This is a genomic window from Comamonas aquatica NBRC 14918 (assembly GCF_000739875.1).
Taxonomy (GTDB): Bacteria; Pseudomonadota; Gammaproteobacteria; order Burkholderiales; family Burkholderiaceae_C; genus Comamonas; species Comamonas aquatica.
The window spans coordinates 38,815-54,610 of the sequence record NZ_BBJR01000043.1 but is presented as its reverse complement, the minus strand read 5'-3'; the positions used below and the strand labels follow the sequence as shown (position 1 = coordinate 54,610).

Here is a 15,796-nt window from a genome sequence, read left to right as displayed (position 1 = left end):
CGGGAGAGTTGGTGGTGGGCAGGCCACAGAGCGGTGCGCACGGACCTGGCCAGCGCATTTGGCTAGGGCACCCTTGATCCCAGGGGCGCGCACTGCCATGCCGGCGCGGTGCCATCGGTGAGCGCGTGTGTTAGTCCCCACTGCGAATGGGGCTCCTGCCTGGAGCAGGCGGGCTTGGAGTGGTATAAATAAAAATAGTTCTCAATAATACTTCAGTTCATGCATTCTCCTGCCTTCCCCCTGCGACCGGTTGCGGTCGCTTTGTCGTTCTGGACCCTGGGTTCGGCCGCATCCGCGCAGAACCAGGCTGCCGCCACCCTGGAGACCGTCACGGTCGAAGCCAGTGCCGATGCCTCGGCCGAAGGCCTGTCCAAGCCGTTTGCCGGCGGCCAGGTGGCGCGCGGTGCGCGTGCGGGCGTGCTGGGCACGCAAGACATGATGGATGTGCCGTTCTCCGCCACCAGCTACACCAGCAGCCTGATTCAGGACCAGCAGGCCAAGAGCGTGGGGGACGTGCTGCTCAATGACGCCGGGGTGCGCCAGGCGCGCGGCTTTGGCAACTTCCAGCAGACCTATTTCGTGCGCGGCTTCACCCTGTACTCGGACGATGTGGCCTACAACGGCCTGTACGGTCTGGTGCCGCGGCAGTACATGGCGACCGAGTTCGTCGAGCGCGTCGAGGTGTTTCGCGGCGCCAACGCGTTCTTGAGCGGTGCGGGCGCCGGTAGCGTCAGCGGTGGTGGCCTGGGCGGGCTGATCAACGTGGTGCCCAAGCGCGCCAGCAATGAGCCGCTCAACCGGGTCACGGTCGGCGGCGCCAGTGGCGGGCAAAGCTATGGCGGGGCCGATCTGTCGCGCCGCTTCGGTCCCGACAATGCCACCGGCGTGCGCCTGAACCTGGCGCGCCGCAGCGGGGGCACCGGCGTGGATGACGAGAAGGCCCGCACCACCGTGGCATCGCTGGGCCTGGACTGGCGCAGCCGCCGTGCGCGCCTGTCGGCCGACCTGGGCTGGCAGGAGCACAACATGAGCGGCACGCGCCCCGCCGTCACGCCCAGCGCCGCACTGCCCATTCCCCAGGCGCCGGACGCGGCCACCAACTACGGCCAGCCCTGGACGTACTCCAACAGCCGGGACCTGTTTGGCACCGTGCGCGGCGAGTTCGACTTCAACGCGCAATGGACCGGCTGGGCCGCCGTGGGCATGCGCCGTGGCAAGGAGGACAACCGCCTGTCGGGCCTGACGCTGTCCAGCGCTGCGGGCGATGCCACAGTCAACCGTTTTGACAACACCCGCGAAAACCACATCCAAACCGGCGAGCTGGGCCTGCGTGGCCAGTTCGCCACCGGTGCCGTCACGCACGCGGTCGTGGCGTCGCTGAACCTGTTTGATTCCAGCGAGCGCAACGCTTGGGGCTACAACTATGGCACCGGCCTGAGCAACAACATCTACCAGCCCGTGGCCCTGACCCCGCCGCCCCTGACCGGCTTTGGCGGCATCCTGGGCAGCCCACGTGAAACCGAGCGCATCAAGAACACCAGCCTGGCTGTGGCCGACACCCTGGGGTTCATGGACGACCGTGTGCGCCTCACGCTGGGTCTGCGCCACCAGACCATCGAGGTGGAAGGCTTTGACGCCACCACGGGTGCCAGTTCAGGCCAGTACGAGAAAAGCCGCGTGACGCCGGTGGCCGGAGCCGTGTTCAAGCTGCGCCCCGACCTGTCGCTGTATGCCAATTACATCGAAGGGCTGGTCAAGGGCGGCACGGCGCCCGCGACCAATGGCGGCCAGCCGGTGCTGAATGCCGGGCAGGTGTTCGCGCCCTATGTCTCGCGCCAGAAGGAAGTGGGCCTGAAGTACGACGGCGGCCGCATCGGCGGCAGCGTCGCCTTCTTCACCACCGACATGCCCAGCGCCTATGTGGAGAACAACGTCTATGGCGTGTTTGGCGAGCAGCGCAACCGGGGCCTGGAATTCAACCTGTTTGGTGAACCGGTCAAGGGCCTGCGGGTACTGGGGGGCCTGACGCTGCTGGACGCCACCTACCGCTCCACCGCCAACCAGGCCAACGACGGCCGCCGTGTGGTGGGGGTCCCGCGCAGCCAGGCCAACCTGGGTGCGGAATGGGATGTGCCCGGCGTGCAGGGCCTGTCGCTCAACGCCCGCGCCATCTACACCGGGGCGCAGCAGGCGAATGCCGCCAACACCCTGCGCGTGCCCGCCTGGACCCGCCTGGACCTGGGTGCGCGCTACCTGATGGAGGTCGGCGGCAAGCTGGTCACGCTGAACGCCCGCATCGACAACGTGGCAGACCGCGACTACTGGGCCTCGGTCGGTGGTTACCCAGGCAGCGGCTACCTGGTCCAGGGCGCGCCCCGCACCTTCACGCTCAGCGCCAGCGTGGACTTCTGAGGCTAGGCTCGCATGCGTGAATTCTGGACCGTGGTCCACCGCTGGCTGGGCCTGACGGTGGCGCTGTTCCTCATCGTCGCCGGGGCCACCGGCGCCGTGATTTCCTGGGACCACGAGATCGACGAGTGGCTGAACGCCGACATCATGCACACGCCCGGCCGGGGCGCGCTGCAGGACCCGCTGGCGCTGGCCGCGGCCGTGGAGGCGCACGATCCGCGCGCCGAGGTGTCGTACATGACCCTGGGGCTGGAGGAAGGCCATGCCGCCTCGTTCCTGGTGCGTCCGCGCAAGGACCCGGCGACCGGTGCGCCCTACGCCCTGGGCTACAACAACGTGTTCGTCGACCCCGTGACCGCCCAGGTGACGGGCCAGCGCAACTCCAAGAGCCTGGTGCTGAGCCAGCGCAACCTCATGCCCTGGCTGCGCCACCTGCACGAAAGCCTGCACATGCCGGCCTTCTGGGGCAGCGACCGCTGGGGTTTCTGGCTGATGGGGGGCGTGGCGCTGATGTGGCTGATCGACAGCTTCGTGGCCCTGTACCTGACGCTGCCACGCCGCCTGGCGGCCGTGCGCAGGGCACGCGCGGCACCCGCGCCGGCGCGCTCGTGGTGGGCCCGCTGGCAGCCCGCATGGGTGGTGCGCTGGCGTGCTGGCGGCTACAAGCTCAACTTCGACCTGCACCGGGCCGGAGGGCTGTGGGTCTGGCTGATCATCATCGTGGTGTCCTTCACCTCGTTCTCGCTGAACCTGTACCGCGAGGTGTTCTATCCCGTGATGCGCCAGATATCGACCACCACGCCGGGCCCTTACGAAACGCTGACGCCCGCACCGTTTGGCAGCTTCATCGAGCCCAAGATCTCGTTCGCCCAGGCGATCGACATCGCGCGCGCGGAGGGCGAGCGCCAGGGCTTCGAGCATCCGCCCGGGGGCATCTGGTACGGCGGCGACTTTCCGTTCTACAACGTCTCCTTCTTCGACCCCAGCAACGAGCTGGGTGCGCAGGGCATGGGGCTGTCGAACCTTTACGTCAGCGCCGAGGACGGCGCGGTACTGGGCCAGCACCGCCCCTGGCATGGCACGGCGGCCGATGTCTTCGTGCAGCTGCAGCTGCCCCTGCACTCCGGCCGCATCCTGGGCCTGCCCGGGCGCATCCTGATGTCGGTCATGGGGCTGATGGTGGTGATGCTGTCGGTCACGGGCATCGTCATCTGGGAGCGCAAGCGCCGCGCCCGCCGCGCGGCGGCGCGCGCCCCGCAGGCCCTGGTGGGCGACAGCGCCTGAGCGACGGGCCGGCAGCCCCGCTGCGGTGGGGTTGGTGAAAAAAGTGAGCGGTCCGCGCTCGTCTTAGGTGGTTTTTGATGCGTTTTGCATGTAAGACCAGCGCAGGATGGGTGCGGACTGCTCCTTTTTTTAGCGCCTGCGCAGCAGTGCCCGGCGCAGCAGGCGCGCGGCGCGGTCGCGGATGCGGAACGGGCTGTGGCCCACCGCGGGCTGGAACTTGGCGCGCTGGCAGGCGGTCAGAAAGTCGCCCAGCAGCACGCTGCTGTCGATGATGGGGCTGTCCGGGTGATGAAACTCAGGGTGCCACTGCGTGGCAGCGATGTAGCTCTGGCCCGGGGCCCGGCGGTAGATGGCCTCGGGGATGTGGTCGGGCACGCTCCAGGCCTCCACCTCGAAGCCCGGTGCCACGTCCTTGATGCCCTGGTGGTGGATACTGTTGACCCGCGCCATGTAGGTGTTGGGGTAGAGCTGGGCCAGGCGCGAGCCCTTGACGATGTGGATGTCGTGCTGGTGCCGGTCGTAGGTGGTGGCGTTGCGGTGCATCTGCGCGCCCGGCACCTGGGTCAGGATGTCCTGGTACAGCGTGCCGCCAAAGGCCACGTTGATCAGCTGCAACCCGCGGCACACCCCGAAGATGGGCTTGCCCGCCTGGCTGAAGGCCTCGACCACGGCCAGGTCGTACAGGTCGCGCACGCGGTCGCCCAGCCATTCGGGGCGCAGCGGCTCCTCGCCATAGCTGCCGGGCCAGACATCGGCGCCGCCGTGCATGACCACGCCGTCCAGCCATTGCGCGTAATGCGCCAGGGTCACATCGCCCTTGGCGGTCTCGCCCATGGGGCAGGGCACCATCACCACCATCGCGCCCGAGGACATGATCCAGTGCGCGATCGACTGCTCCACGTACTGCAGGGTCTTGCCGGTGAACAACGGGCGGCTGGGGTCGGCGTGGGAGAAGCAGGCGGACAGCCCGATCTTGAGGCGGCGCGAGGCAGGTGGGGACATGGCGACAGGCACGGCAGGGATGGCGATGCTTGGGTTTGTAACCGCGTCCCCGGGTTTTGTCATGTAGGAGAGCTGCCGCAACTGCCGCAGAACGCCGCCCGGTGGCATCCATCCAGACTGGCTGGCGTGCTATGTATTTTGAGTCTATCCGGCCCCGCGGCCCGGCCGGGGTGTGGCGACCGGCCGACGCCGCGGCGGCGGTGGTCGGGTTGATCCGGGTCAATCAGACGCCCTGGACTGACTTGCAGCGGCAGTTTTTGACCCCACACTGTGGTTGTCGGGCGGCAGGTGGCTGCAGCGCTGCTAGGATGTGTGCAGCAACCTGATTTCCGCTGGCCTCAGCAAAACCCGTCGTGCGATCAAGGGCACGGCATTTGGTGACAAGGAGAGATGCATGCAAGTACAAGTCCATACCGACGCAACCATCCAGGGTGGCGATTCGCTGGAGACATGGGCCCATGAGGAAATCAACACCAAACTGGCCCGGCTCAAGGAGCATGTGGTGCGCGTCGAGGTGTTCCTGACCGGGGTGGATGCCCTGAAAGCCACGGGCGGCCCGGGCAAGAAGTGCGTGCTGGAAACCCGGGCCAACGGTCGCCCTCCGGTGGCCGTGAATGCCGAGGCGGAAAAGGTCAAGGACGCATTCAATGCCGCGCTGGAAAAGCTGCGCCGCACCGTGGAAGCCGATCTGGACAAGCTGCGCGACAAGAACGGCCGTGAAAGCGTGCGCGGGGTGGACGACGCGGCCACCGGCACGAACGGCTGATTCCCACACCGCCACCGACAGTTTCTGTACCCCAAAGCCATGGCCTTTCGGCCATGGCTTTTTTCATGGGCCGGGCCCGCGCAAGGCCGGCCTGCGCTGCTGCCTGGTTCAGGCCGCCGTGGCCGTCAGCGCGCCGGGCGTGGTCAGCTTGTCGGCCACCAGCAGCGCGCGCATCTGCGCCTGGTCCATGATGCCCAGCTCCTCGGCCACCAGGGTGATGGGCTTGCCCGAGGCCATGGCCGTCTTGGCGATCTGGGCGGCCTTCTCGTAGCCGATCAGTGGGTTGAGGGCGGTCACCAGCGTCACCGACTCGTGGATGCGCGCGTCCAGCAGGGCGGTGTTGGCCTCGATGCCCTCGACGCAGTTGCGCTGCAGGGTGTGGCAGGCGCGGCCCAGGTGGCTCAGGCTCTGGTGCAGGGCCCAGGCCATCAGTGGCTCGAAGGCGTTGAGCTGCAGCTGCCCGCCTTCCACGGCCATGGTGATGGCCGCGTCATGGCCGATGACCTCGAAACAAACCTGGTTCACCACCTCCGGTATCACCGGGTTGACCTTGCCCGGCATGATGGACGAGCCAGCCTGGCGTGCGGGCAGGCGGATGTCGCCCACGCCGGCCTGCGGGCCGGAGGACAGCAGGCGCAGGTCGTTGCTGATCTTGGACAGCTTGACGGCGATGCGCTTGAGGATGCCGGAGATGTCGGCAAAGGCGCCGGTGTCGCCTGTGGCGGCGATCAGGTCGCGCGCCTTGACCACGGGCACGCCGGACAGCGCGGCCAGCGTGGGCACCACCACGTCCACATAGCCCACGGGGGCGTTGATGCCGGTGCCGATGGCGGTGCCGCCGAGGTTGATCTCGCACATCAGGGTCGCCGATTCGCGCAGGCGCTGCTCATCGTCGGCAATCATCTGGGCAAAGGCCGTGAACTCCTGGCCCAGCGTCATGGGCACGGCGTCCTGCAGCTGCGTGCGGCCGATCTTGAGGATGTGGGCGAACTCCCCGGCCTTGGCCTGGAAGGCGCCGCGCAGCGCAGCCAGTGCCGCCAGCAGGTCCTGGATGCCGAAGTAGGTGGCCAGCTTGACCGCCGTGGGGTAGGCATCGTTGGTGGACTGCGAGGCGTTGACGTGGTCGTTGGGGTGGATCACGTCGTAGCGGCCCTTGGGCAGGCCCAGGATTTCCAGCGCCAGGTTGGCGATCACCTCATTGGCGTTCATGTTGGTTGAGGTGCCGGCTCCGCCCTGGAGCACGTCCACCACGAACTGCTCATGGTGCTGGCCGGCGATCAGGCGCTGGCAGGCCTGGGCAATCGCATCCGCCTGGGTCTGGCTGATCACGCCCAGGCGCAGGTTGGCGGCGGCCGCGGCCTGCTTCACATGCGCCAGGGCGCGCACCAGGGCCGGCATCTGCGCCACGGTGTGGCCGGTGATGGGGAAGTTCTCCACCGCCCGGGCGGAGTGCACGCCCCAGTAGGCGTGGTCGGGGATGTCCTTGGGACCCAAAAAGTCGTGTTCCTGGCGCATGGCGGTGTGGCTCTCTCGTTGAATGGCGTGCCGACCCGCCAGACGTGCAAACGCCGCCCGGACAGGCGGCGTGCAGGGCCCGGATGGCGGGGCCGTGTGCCCGGTCGCAGGGCCGGGGGCGCCGCGGGGCATTGCCAGGGATTATGAAAGCCGTGCGCATGGGTTGCACCGCATTTGTGCATAGATGCCGTGCATTTGCACTTTCAAGGTGCTTTTTGCGTGTATTTGCCTAAATAAATCGCATAAAAATGAATAAATTGCATAGATTAGTGGTTTTTGTCGCATATCGCACTGAAGCAGTGCGAAAACATGTGTCTAAAACGGTGTATCAGCGGCCCTGGGTTCCTGCGGTCGGGGCGGTGATACGGCCCCCTGGCTGACAGACAGGGCGCGCGCGGCATGTTCAGATGGCAGGCCCAGCGCCGGCCACGGCCGCGCCCCGCAAACTAGGAGGAACCTATGACAACAATCCCAGAGACCGACGCCATCACCCAGTTGCCCGAACGCTTTCAGGCACGCATCGAAGGCCGGGTCCAGCACCGCGTAGGCGATGGCCCGCTGGACGATATCCCCCAAGGGCAGGAAGTGCAGGTGGACGTGGCCCTGGCCAGCATGGTGGTGTCCTGGACCAGCGAGGGCCAGCCGGTCACGGTGACGCTGGCGCGCGAGGAGTTCATGTACTACGTGGACGAGGGCAGCATCGCCATCCTGCGCTGAGGCGCCGCCACCGGCCCCGGGGGCCATGGCACAAAAAAAGCCAAGTCGATGACTTGGCTTTTTTCATAGCTGCCAGCGCTGGATGGGCAAGCGCTGGAGCCTGTTTTGGCAGGTAATCCGGAAGATTACTTGGCCACCACGCGCACCATTTCCAGGCACTTGTTGGAGTAGCCCCACTCGTTGTCGTACCAGGCCACGACCTTGACGAAGGTCTTGTCCAGGGCGATACCGGCTTCGGCGTCGAACACGGAGGTGCAGGTCTCGCCGCGGAAGTCGGTGGCCACCACCTTGTCTTCGGTGTAGCCCAGCACGCCCTTCAGCGCGCCTTGCGACTGGGCCTTCATTTCGGCGCAGATTTCTTCGTAGGACGCTTCGGCGTTCAGCTCCACGGTCAGGTCGACCACGGACACGTCGGAGGTGGGCACGCGGAAGGACATGCCGGTCAGCTTCTTGTTCAGCTCAGGAATCACCACGCCCACGGCCTTGGCAGCGCCGGTGCTGGAGGGGATGATGTTTTCCAGGATGCCGCGGCCGCCGCGCCAGTCCTTGTTGGAAGGGCCGTCCACGGTCTTCTGTGTGGCGGTGGCAGCGTGCACGGTGGTCATCAGGCCGCGCTTGATGCCCCACTTGTCGTTCAGCACCTTGGCCACGGGGGCCAGGCAGTTGGTGGTGCACGAGGCGTTGGAGATCACGTCCTGGCCGGCATAGGTCTTGTCGTTCACGCCGAACACGAACATGGGGGTGGCGTCCTTGGAAGGGGCCGACATGATGACCTTCTTGGCGCCGGCCGCGATGTGCTTGCGGGCGGTTTCGTCGGTCAGGAACAGGCCGGTGGACTCGATCACGATGTCGGCGCCGACTTCGTTCCATTTCAGGGCGGCGGGATCGCGTTCCTGGGTCAGGCGGATCTTCTTGCCGTTGACGATCAGGGTGTTGCCTTCCACGGCGACTTCACCGTCGAAACGGCCGTGCACGCTGTCGTACTTCAGCATGTAGGCCAGGTAGTCGGGCTCCAGCAGGTCGTTGATGCCAACGATCTCGATGTCGGAGAAGTTTTGCACTGCAGAGCGCAGCACGTTGCGGCCGATGCGGCCAAAACCGTTGATGCCAACCTTGATAGTCATAGTTGCCTCGTTGCTATGGAATGTGAAAACAAAACCGGGTCACTGTACGTAAAACACCCGCCTCGGCCAAGGCGTGGGCGGGTGTTTCAGTCGTGATTACTTGTTGCGCTGGATCGCCTCGATCACGGTGGCGGCCACGTTTTCGGCGGTGAAGCCGAAGTGCTTGAACAGCACGGGTGCGGGGGCCGATTCACCGTAGGTGTCGATGCCCACCACGGCGGCGCAGCCGTACTTCCACCAGAAGTCGGTCACGCCCATTTCGACGGCGATGCGGGGCAGGCCGGCGGGCAGCACGCTGGTCTTGTACGCCACGTCCTGCTTGTCGAAGGTGGTGGTGCTGGGCATGGAGACCACGCGCACGGCAATCTTCTGGGCGGCCAGCTGCTTTTGCGCGGCCAGGGCCAGCTGCACTTCGGAGCCGGTGGCGATGATCACGGCCTGGGCCTTGCCCTTCAGGCCCACATCCTTGGGCTCGGACAGCACGTAGGCGCCGTTGGCGATGTGGTCCAGCGCGTCTTCGCTCTTGGGTGCGTAGGCCAGGTTCTGGCGGCTCAGCAGCAGGGCCGTGGGCTTGTGCTTCTGGCTCAGGGCCACGGTCCATGCCACGGCGGTTTCCGTGGTGTCGGCGGGGCGCCACACGTCCAGGCCGGGGATCAGGCGCAGCGAGGCGGCATGCTCGATGGACTGGTGGGTGGGGCCGTCTTCGCCCAGGCCGATGGAGTCGTGCGTGAACACGTGCACCACGCGCTGCTTCATCAGGGCCGCCATGCGGATGGCGTTGCGGCTGTAGTCGGAGAAGGTCAGGAAGGTGCCGGCGTAGGGGATGAAGCCACCGTGCAGCGCAATGCCGTTCATGATGGCGGCCATGCCGAACTCGCGCACACCGTAGTTGATGTGGCGGCCGATCTGGCCGGCTTCGGTCTTGACCACGGCGCCCTTGGCGTCCACGCGGAAGGCAGGGGTGGACTTGGTGTTGGTCAGGTTGGAGCCTGTCAGGTCGGCCGAGCCGCCCAGCAGTTCGGGCAGGGCGGCGGTCAGGCCTTCCAGGGCCAGCTGGCTGGCCTTGCGGCTGGCCACGGTGGCGGCCTGGTCGTGCGCGTCGGACGCGATCTGGGCGGCCACTTGCAGGAAGTTGGCGGGCAGGTCACCGGCCATGCGGCGGGTGAATTCGGCGGCCTGGGCGGGGAAGGCCTTGGCGTAGGCCGCGAATTTCTTGTTCCAGGCGGCTTCGGCCTTCTGGCCGGCGGCCTTGGCGTCCCAGTCGGCGTAGACCTCGGCGGGGATCTCGAAGGGCGCGTGCGTCCAGCCCAGGGCGGCACGGGTCAGGGCGATTTCGTCGGCACCCAGGGGTTCGCCGTGGGCCTTGGCGGTGTTGGCGCGGTTGGGCGAGCCCTTGCCGATGCTGGTCTTGCAGCAGATCAGTGTGGGCTTGTCCTTGCTCTTCTTGGCCAGGGCGATGGCGGCGTCCACGGCGTCCACGTTGTGGCCGTCCACGGCGCGGATCACGTTCCAGCCGTAGGCTTCGAAGCGCGCAGGGGTGTCGTCGCCGAACCAGGGCGTGACCTGGCCGTCGATGGAGATGCCGTTGTCGTCCCACAGGGCGATCAGCTTGTTCAGCTTCCAGGCGCCGGCCAGGGCGGCGGCTTCGTGGCTGATGCCTTCCATCAGGCAGCCGTCACCCATGAACACGAAGGTGTGGTGGTCGACGATGGCGTGCTTGGGCTGGTTGAACTCGGCGGCCAGCAGCTTTTCCGCCAGGGCGAAGCCCACGGCATTGGTGATGCCCTGACCCAGGGGGCCTGTGGTGGTTTCCACGCCGGGGGTGATGCCCACTTCGGGGTGGCCGGCGGTCTTGCTGTGCAGCTGGCGGAAGTTCTTCAGCTCTTGCAGGGGCAGGTCGTAGCCGCTCAGGTGCAGCAGCGCGTAGATCAGCATCGAGCCGTGGCCGTTCGACAGGATGAAGCGGTCACGGTTGGCCCACAGGGGGTTGGTGGGGTTGTGCTGCAGGTGGCGGCTCCACAGCGCCACGGCCATGTCGGCCATGCCCATGGGGGCGCCGGGGTGACCGGAGTTGGCTTGTTGAACGGCGTCCATTGCCAGCGCACGGATTGCGTTGGCCATCATCGGGGTGTTTGCCATGGGAGATTGGCTCCGGGGTTGGTGTTGGTGCAAAGAATTGCGGGATTTTACCGGTGTGGGCTGGCGGCGGTTTCCAGTCGATTACATAGCCCCCTGCATCGCCTACAGTGTGGGCTGCTGCGTGCCTGCGCACGCCAGAGAAAACTGCTACGCCATGACTTTTGCCTCCCTTCCCGCCATGCTGCTGGCCGCCGGCCGCGGCGAGCGCATGCGCCCCCTGACCGACACCACCCCCAAACCCTTGCTGACGGTGCAAGGCCGTGCCCTGCTGGACTGGCACCTGGGGGCCCTGCAGCGCGATGGCGTGCGCCAGGTGCTGGTCAACACCGCCTGGCTGGGCGCCCAGATCCCTGCGCACCTGGATGCCGTCTGGCCCGCGCAGGGCCTGCAGCTGCAGTACTCGCACGAGCAGGACGACTTCGGCCAAGCCCTGGAAACCGCTGGCGGCATCGCCCGCGCCGTGCCCCGGCTGGGCGCCGCGTTCTGGCTGGCGGCGGGCGATGTGTACGCGCCGGACTTCGTCTTCGACGCGGCCCAGGCGCAGGCCTTTGCCGCGTCCGACGATCTGGCCCATGTGTGGCTGGTGCCCAACCCGGCGCACCACCCGGGTGGCGACTTTGGCCTGCAGGAAAGCACGCCCGGCAGCGGCACGGGCCGCGCGCTGAACCTGCCGCCCGCACCGGCCGGCCAGGCCGGTGCGCCGCCGCGCTACACCTACAGCACCATCGCCCTGCTCAAGGCGGCGCTGTTTGCCGCGCCCTGGTGCGACATCGCCGCCGGCAACCCGCAGGGCGTGGCCGCGCCGCTGGCACCGTTGCTGCGCCAGGCCATGGATGCGGGGCGCTGCGGGGCCTCGCTGTACACCGGCCGCTGGACCGATGTGGGCACGCCCGAGCGCCTGGCGGCCTTGAACCAGGCTGTATAAAAAAGAGCAGGTGGCGCGCGCTGCGCCGAGGTTTTCAAGGCTTAGGGCTTTGAAACCCAGGTGGGACGCGCGCGTGCAGATCCTTTTTTCGTTGGATGCGGCGCATTCCGCCGCGGCAGGGCCCGGGGGCGCCGCATGGGAGACCCGAGATGGTGGTGTGGGAATACGCGCAATTGTTCGTGGTGGTGGCCCTGGCGTCGATGTGCCAGAACCTCACGGGCTTTGCCTTTGGACTGATCTTTGTGGGCGTGGCCGGGGCCTTGCAGCTGATGCCGATCGCCGACGCCGCCAACGTGGCCTGCCTGCTGTCGCTGGTCAACGGTGCGGTCTACCTGCGCAGCCACCCGTTCGAGCCGCGCTGGGACGTGCTCCAGCCGCTGGCCATCACCAGCCTGCTGGGCACGCTGCTGGGGCTGGCGCTGCTGCACTGGCTCAGCGGCAGCGCCCTGGGCGTGCTGCGCATGATCCTGGGCGCGGCCATCGTGCTGTGCGCCGTGGTCCTGCTGCTGCAGAAGGCGCAGCGCACGGCGCCCTCGCCCTGGCCGTCGACGTGGCTGGCCGGGGGCCTGGCGGGCGTGCTGGGCGGCCTGTTTTCCACGTCCGGCCCGCCCCTGGTCTACCACCTGTATCGCCAGCCGCTGTCGCCGCTGGTGGTGCGCCAGAGCCTGCTGGCCCTGTTCCTGATGGGCAATGTACTGCGCCTGGGGGTGGTCATCGCCATGGGCGAGCTGGCCTGGTCCTCGGTGCTGGTCAGCGCGGTGGCCCTGCCCGTGGTGGCCGCCGTGACGTGGCTGGTGGCGCGGCATCCGCCGCCGCTGCCGCAGCGGGCCCTGCAGTGGCTGGTGTGCGCCTTGCTGATGCTGGCCGGTGTCAGCCTGCTATGGGCCTGAACCCTGGCGCGCAGGGGCATTCCGGCGCAGTACCATCGGTGGCATGACTTCTGTTTACGCACAACGCCGCGCCCGCCTGGCCGCCCAATTGGGCGATGGCGGCATCGCCATCATTCCCACGGCACCGGAGCGCGGTCGCAACCGCGACAACAGCTATCTGTACCGGCATGACAGCTACTTTTACTACCTGACGGGCTTCACCGAACCCGGCGCCTGCCTGGTGCTGCGGGCCGATGGCAGCAGCACCCTGTTCTGCCAGCCCAAGGACCTGGAGCGCGAGATCTGGGACGGCTACCGCCTGGGCCCGCAGGCCGCGGTGCAGACCCTGGGCGTGAGCGAGGCGCTGTCCATCGATGACCTCGACACGCGCCTGCCGCGCCTGCTGGAAAACCAGGCCACCGTCTGGTGGCCGTTTGCCACCCACGAGGGGCTGGCCGCGCGCGTAGAAGGCTGGCTGGGCCAGGTGCGCGCCCGCACCCGTGCCGGGGCGCTGTGCCCGGCGGCGCAGGGTGATGTCTGCACGTTGCTCGACGAGATGCGCCTGGTCAAGGACGCGCACGAGCTGGACCTCATGCGCCGCGCCGGCCAGATCAGCGCCCGCGCCCACATCCGTGCCATGCAGCGCTCGGCCCGCATGCTGCGCGCCGGCGAGGCCGTGTGCGAATACCACCTGGACGCCGAGCTGCTGCACGAATTCCGCCAGGGCGGTGCCAATGGCGTGGCCTATGAGTCCATCGTCGCCGCCGGCGCCAACGCCTGCGTGCTGCACTACCGCGCCGACAAGGCGCCCGTGCGCGCCGGCGAGCTGGTGCTGATCGACGCCGGCTGCGAGCTGGACGGCTATGCCAGCGACATCACCCGCACCTTCCCGGCCAACGGCCAGTTCAGCGGCCCGCAGCGCGATCTGTACCAGTTGGTGCTGGCCAGCCAGAAGGCCGCAGTGGCGGTGACCAAGGCCGGCAACCGCTTCAGCGATGCGCACGATGCCGCCGTGGCCGTGCTGGCGCAGGGCATGCTGGACGTGGGACTGCTGGACCGCAACGTCTACGGCACGGCCCAGGACGTGATCGCGCAGCGCGCCTACTTCCAGTTCTACATGCACCGCACCGGCCACTGGCTGGGCATGGACGTGCACGACTGCGGCAGCTACGTGGAGCCGAGCGAGATCGACCAGAGCACGCAGCACACCGATGCGCTCAGCGGCCAGGTGGTGACCACCCGGCCCAGCCGCATCCTGCGCCCCGGCATGGTCACCACCATCGAGCCCGGCATCTACGTGCGCCCAGCGCCCGGCGTGCCGCAAGCCTTCCACCACATCGGCATCCGCATCGAAGACGATGCCGTGGTGACCGACACGGGCTGCGAGCTGATCACCCGCGGCGTGCCCGTGGAGGTGGCCGAGATCGAAGCCCTGATGCGCGATTACCCCCCCCAAGAGAGACCTGTTTGATGAGCCTGCAAGACCTGTACATCCGCCGTGCCACCAAGATCGTGGCCACCCTGGGCCCCGCCTCGAGCGAGGTGGATCTGCTCGCCAAGATGATTGCCACGGGCGTGAACGTGGTGCGCTTGAACTTCAGCCACGGCACCGCCCAGGACCACATCGACCGCGCCAAGGCCGTGCGTGAGGCGGCCGTGCTGGCCGGGCGCGAAGTGGCCATCATGGCCGACCTGCAAGGCCCCAAGATCCGCGTCGGCAAGTTCGCAGACGGCAAGGTGCAATTGGTGGCGGGGGCCAGCTTCGTGCTGGATGCCAGCCGCAAGGAGCCGGGCGACCTGCAGGGCGTGGGCCTGGACTACAAGGAGCTGCCGCGCGATGTGAAGGCGGGCGACGTGCTGCTGCTCAACGACGGCCTGATCGTGCTGACCGTGGAGCGCGTGCTGGGCGATGCCGTGCACACCACGGTGACCATCGGCGGCGAGCTGTCCAACAACAAGGGCATCAACAAGCAGGGCGGCGGCCTGACGGCGCCGGCGCTGACGGCCAAGGACATGGAGGACATCAAGACCGCCATGGCCCTGGGCGCCGACTACGTGGCGGTCAGCTTCCCCAAGAACGCCACCGACATGGAAATGGCGCGCCAGCTGTGCACCGTGGCCTGCGCCGGCAGCGGCCACCGCCCCGGCCTGATCGCCAAGATCGAGCGCGCCGAGGCCATCCCGCTGCTGGAGGAAATCCTCAAGGCCTCGGACGGCATCATGGTGGCGCGTGGCGACCTGGCCGTGGAGGTGGGCAACGCCGCCGTGCCGGCACTGCAAAAGAAGATGATCCGCATGGCGCGCGACATGGACAAGGTGGTGATCACCGCGACCCAGATGATGGAGAGCATGATCACCAACCCCGTGCCCACGCGCGCCGAGGTCAGCGACGTGGCCAACGCCGTGCTCGACGGCACGGACGCCGTGATGCTCAGCGCCGAGACCGCGGCCGGCAAGTACCCGCTGGAGACGGTGCGTGAGATGGCCCACATCTGCGCCGCGGCCGAGGCCGCCGAGGACCGCAGCCAGGACGCACAGTTCGGCGAGCGCGAGTTCACCCGCATCGACCAGGCGATCGCCCTGGGCGCGCTGTTCACCGCCCACAAGCTGGACGCCAAGGCCATCGTGGCCATGACGGACAGCGGCTCGACCGCGTTGTGGATGAGCCGCCACCGCATCCACACGCCCATTTACGCGCTGACCCCCAAGGTCAGCACCCAGCGCAAGATGGCGCTGTACCGCAATGTGCGCCCGCTGCTGATGGACACCAGCGCCGAGCGTGACACCGCCCTGGTGCAGGCCGAAAGCCACCTGCGCATGCGCGGCATCGTGCAGTCCGGCGATGTCTACGCCATCACCTGCGGCGAGCCCATGGGCCAGCCCGGCGGCACCAACATGCTGCAGATCTGCCGCGTGCCCTGAGGGCGGCGCGCCGCCACCCCAGCGGGCGGGCGGGCGATTGCGCCGCGCCATGGTCAGCCGGGGTAGGGGCGGTTAAAATCGGCGGTTACGACGCGGTTACGGCCGCGCTACATTCCAACTTTTT

Annotated in this window: 12 protein-coding genes; 8 read left to right on the top strand and 4 right to left on the bottom strand. The window is 67.6% G+C overall.

The genetic code is table 11. From position 1 onward, the window contains the following. Positions 1-219: 219 nt before the first annotated feature. Both CA2_RS09615 and CA2_RS09610 read left to right on the top strand, forming a co-directional pair. Entirely contained in the window at positions 220-2,412 is a 2,193-nt protein-coding gene (locus CA2_RS09615; RefSeq protein ID WP_042415929.1) for a TonB-dependent receptor, read from the top strand. A 12-nt stretch (positions 2,413-2,424) separates the two neighbouring features. Continuing rightward, the gene (locus tag CA2_RS09610) at positions 2,425-3,693 is read left to right on the top strand and encodes a PepSY-associated TM helix domain-containing protein (protein WP_042415925.1); all 1,269 of its coding nucleotides are present in this window, start codon (positions 2,425-2,427) and stop codon (positions 3,691-3,693) included. Positions 3,694-3,822: 129 nt separating this feature from the next. On the opposite strand, the gene CA2_RS09605 is transcribed toward CA2_RS09610, so the two are convergent. After that, entirely contained in the window at positions 3,823-4,695 is an 873-nt protein-coding gene (locus CA2_RS09605; protein WP_042415923.1) for a gamma-glutamyl-gamma-aminobutyrate hydrolase family protein, read from the bottom strand. A gap of 394 nt (positions 4,696-5,089) precedes the next feature. On the opposite strand from CA2_RS09605, the gene CA2_RS09600 reads away from it, so the two are divergent. Continuing rightward, positions 5,090-5,461, top strand: a complete 372-nt coding sequence (locus CA2_RS09600) for an HPF/RaiA family ribosome-associated protein (protein WP_042415921.1) — start codon at positions 5,090-5,092, stop codon at positions 5,459-5,461. A 108-nt stretch (positions 5,462-5,569) separates the two neighbouring features. Here CA2_RS09600 and CA2_RS09595 read toward each other — a convergent pair whose 3' ends face one another. Beyond that, positions 5,570-6,976, bottom strand: coding sequence for an aspartate ammonia-lyase (locus tag CA2_RS09595; protein WP_042415918.1), 1,407 nt, complete (start codon positions 6,974-6,976; stop codon positions 5,570-5,572). Positions 6,977-7,435: 459 nt separating this feature from the next. Between CA2_RS09595 and CA2_RS09590 the strand changes: the two genes are divergently transcribed. After that, positions 7,436-7,693 carry a hypothetical protein gene (locus tag CA2_RS09590; RefSeq protein ID WP_042415910.1) on the top strand — a complete coding sequence of 86 codons (258 nt, stop codon included), beginning with the start codon at positions 7,436-7,438 and terminating at the stop codon, positions 7,691-7,693. Positions 7,694-7,818: 125 nt separating this feature from the next. Here the strand turns inward: CA2_RS09590 and gap are convergent, their stop codons facing one another. Together gap and tkt are read right to left on the bottom strand one after the other, a co-directional pair. Then, positions 7,819-8,817, bottom strand: coding sequence for a type I glyceraldehyde-3-phosphate dehydrogenase (gap, locus tag CA2_RS09585; RefSeq protein ID WP_042415907.1), 999 nt, complete (start codon positions 8,815-8,817; stop codon positions 7,819-7,821). A 96-nt stretch (positions 8,818-8,913) separates the two neighbouring features. Next, positions 8,914-10,956 (bottom strand): transketolase, encoded by a 2,043-nt coding sequence (tkt, locus tag CA2_RS09580; protein WP_042415904.1) that lies wholly within the window; start codon positions 10,954-10,956, stop codon positions 8,914-8,916. Between the two features lie 154 nt (positions 10,957-11,110). Between tkt and CA2_RS09575 the strand changes: the two genes are divergently transcribed. The 4 genes from CA2_RS09575 to pyk all read left to right on the top strand — a co-directional run bounded on the left by CA2_RS09575 (position 11,111) and on the right by pyk (position 15,672). Beyond that, entirely contained in the window at positions 11,111-11,881 is a 771-nt protein-coding gene (locus CA2_RS09575) for a nucleotidyltransferase family protein (protein WP_042415901.1), read from the top strand. A 149-nt stretch (positions 11,882-12,030) separates the two neighbouring features. Beyond that, the gene (locus CA2_RS09570) at positions 12,031-12,771 is read left to right on the top strand and encodes a TSUP family transporter (protein ID WP_042415898.1); all 741 of its coding nucleotides are present in this window, start codon (positions 12,031-12,033) and stop codon (positions 12,769-12,771) included. A gap of 43 nt (positions 12,772-12,814) precedes the next feature. Further along, positions 12,815-14,221, top strand: a complete 1,407-nt coding sequence (locus CA2_RS09565) for an aminopeptidase P N-terminal domain-containing protein (protein ID WP_042415894.1) — start codon at positions 12,815-12,817, stop codon at positions 14,219-14,221. Between the two features lie 14 nt (positions 14,222-14,235). Next, positions 14,236-15,672, top strand: a complete 1,437-nt coding sequence (gene pyk, locus CA2_RS09560) for a pyruvate kinase (protein WP_042416014.1) — start codon at positions 14,236-14,238, stop codon at positions 15,670-15,672. The last annotated feature ends 124 nt before the right edge of the window (positions 15,673-15,796 follow it).

What these genes read in the sequence shown, in the direction of transcription:
- CA2_RS09605 (WP_042415923.1), bottom strand. Translation starts at nt 4,695, where the DNA reads ATGTCCCCACCTGCCTCGCGCCGCCTCAAGATCGGGCTGTCCGCCTGC.
- CA2_RS09565 (WP_042415894.1), top strand. Translation starts at nt 12,815, where the DNA reads ATGACTTCTGTTTACGCACAACGCCGCGCCCGCCTGGCCGCCCAATTG.
- CA2_RS09590 (WP_042415910.1), top strand. Translation starts at nt 7,436, where the DNA reads ATGACAACAATCCCAGAGACCGACGCCATCACCCAGTTGCCCGAACGC.
- CA2_RS09600 (WP_042415921.1), top strand. Translation starts at nt 5,090, where the DNA reads ATGCAAGTACAAGTCCATACCGACGCAACCATCCAGGGTGGCGATTCG.
- CA2_RS09615 (WP_042415929.1), top strand. Translation starts at nt 220, where the DNA reads ATGCATTCTCCTGCCTTCCCCCTGCGACCGGTTGCGGTCGCTTTGTCG.
- CA2_RS09595 (WP_042415918.1), bottom strand. Translation starts at nt 6,976, where the DNA reads ATGCGCCAGGAACACGACTTTTTGGGTCCCAAGGACATCCCCGACCAC.
- tkt (WP_042415904.1), bottom strand. Translation starts at nt 10,956, where the DNA reads ATGGCAAACACCCCGATGATGGCCAACGCAATCCGTGCGCTGGCAATG.
- gap (WP_042415907.1), bottom strand. Translation starts at nt 8,817, where the DNA reads ATGACTATCAAGGTTGGCATCAACGGTTTTGGCCGCATCGGCCGCAAC.
- CA2_RS09570 (WP_042415898.1), top strand. Translation starts at nt 12,031, where the DNA reads ATGGTGGTGTGGGAATACGCGCAATTGTTCGTGGTGGTGGCCCTGGCG.
- CA2_RS09575 (WP_042415901.1), top strand. Translation starts at nt 11,111, where the DNA reads ATGACTTTTGCCTCCCTTCCCGCCATGCTGCTGGCCGCCGGCCGCGGC.
- CA2_RS09610 (WP_042415925.1), top strand. Translation starts at nt 2,425, where the DNA reads ATGCGTGAATTCTGGACCGTGGTCCACCGCTGGCTGGGCCTGACGGTG.